The organism is Trueperaceae bacterium (assembly GCA_031581195.1).
In the GTDB taxonomy this organism is placed as follows: domain Bacteria; phylum Deinococcota; class Deinococci; order Deinococcales; family Trueperaceae; genus SLSQ01.
In genome coordinates this window covers 1-1,386 of sequence record JAVLCF010000220.1, presented here as the reverse complement: position 1 = coordinate 1,386, position 1,386 = coordinate 1, and the positions used below count along the sequence as shown (strand labels likewise).

3 protein-coding genes are annotated in these 1,386 nt (G+C 75.0%); all 3 read left to right on the top strand.

Features of this window, described 5'->3' with window-relative positions; translation table 11 throughout:
• The coding region (locus RI554_11600) for an MFS transporter (protein ID MDR9392657.1) at positions 1-543 on the top strand (543 nt) is incomplete at its 5' end.
• Between the two features lie 120 nt (positions 544-663).
• Positions 664-1,005, top strand: coding sequence for a hypothetical protein (locus RI554_11595; GenBank protein ID MDR9392656.1), 342 nt, complete (start codon positions 664-666; stop codon positions 1,003-1,005).
• Positions 1,006-1,091: 86 nt separating this feature from the next.
• On the top strand, positions 1,092-1,328 hold the full coding sequence (locus RI554_11590) for a hypothetical protein (GenBank protein MDR9392655.1): 237 nt from the start codon (positions 1,092-1,094) through the stop codon (positions 1,326-1,328).
• The last annotated feature ends 58 nt before the right edge of the window (positions 1,329-1,386 follow it).

The window sequence follows — 1,386 nt, the reverse complement described above, 5'->3', positions numbered from 1 at the left end:
GCGATGGTCCGCACCCGGTTGCCGACCTCGCAGCAGGGACGCGCCCTCGGCACGATCGGAGCGGGCATCGGCCTGGCCGCGGCGCTCGGCCCTCCGCTCGGTGGGATCGTCGTGGACCTGCTCGGCTGGCGCTGGATCTTCGCGGCCAACCTCCTGGTACTGGTTCCGGGGTTGGTGTGGACGTGGCGCCTTCCCGTCGCACGCGGCGACGACGCACGCCGGACCGGGCGCTTCGACGTGGCCGGCGCCGGGCTGCTGCTCGCGACGCTGGTGCTCGCCGCGCTGGCGGGCACGGTGTGGCGCGTCGAGGGCGTCCCGGGATCGATGGCCGTCGCGGCCGGGAGTCTCGGCGTCGTGGCGGCCGCGCTCCTTCGCCGGCACGCCTCCCGCGCGGCGGCCCCCGTCCTGGACTTCGGGCTGCTTCGCCGCCGCGCCTTCCTGGCCGCCGGCCTCGCCGTCGCCTTCGTGAACCTGACGATGTACACCGTCCTGCTGGCCGTGCCCGTGTTCCTGACGCAGCGCGCCGGCTGGACGGCCGGGTAGGTCGGCGTGGCGCTCGCCGCGATGTCCGTGACCATGATGGTGACCGGTCCCCTCGGCGGCGCCTGGTCCGATCGAGCCGGGCGGCGACGGCCCGCCGTCGCCTGAGCGCTGCTCGCCGCGGTGGGCATCGTTCCGCTGCTCGCTCTGGCGGGGGATAGCGGCTGGGCGAGCGTGATCGCACCGCTCGTGCTCCTCGGGACCGGCGTCGAACTGGGTTCGGCCGCCATCCAGGCGGCGGCGCTCGAGGCGGCCGGACGCGAGCGGGCGGGGCAGGCGGCCGGCCTCCACTCGACGTTGCGCTACGTCGGCAGCATCACCGGCACCTCCGCGATGGCGGCGGTGCTGGGTCCCGATCCGGACGCCGGCCTGTTCCGGGTCCTGTTTGCCGCGCTGGCCGCGACCGCGCTCGTCCCGGCGGCCGTGTCGAGCGCCCTGCCATCGAGCGTCGCCCCTGACGACTGAAGGCCGCGACGGGCTCGAGAACCTCCCGGCGCCCGGACGGCGGCCCTACCCCCGCAGCACCCCCGCTCAGGCGCTAGGCTCTGCGCATGACCGGACCGGACCTCGACGGCACGGAACTGTGGATCCAGCGCCCAGGCTCGCCGCTCGCGCAGCGGCTGTTCGTCGGGCGCGTGCAAGGCGTGGACGACCCCGTGGTCGCCCTGATCACTGCGGCAGGTCCTCGGGTGCTGGCCGTGCTGCTGGACGAAGAGGCCGAGGTTGAGCTGGCTGAGCTGTTCGCCTCCCTGGACGAGGCGGCGCTGGAGGTCCGTCCGGCCGGTTGACCTCGCGCGATACCGGTGCGCCCGTGCTCGACGCCCCACCTGGACCCGCTCAATCGAT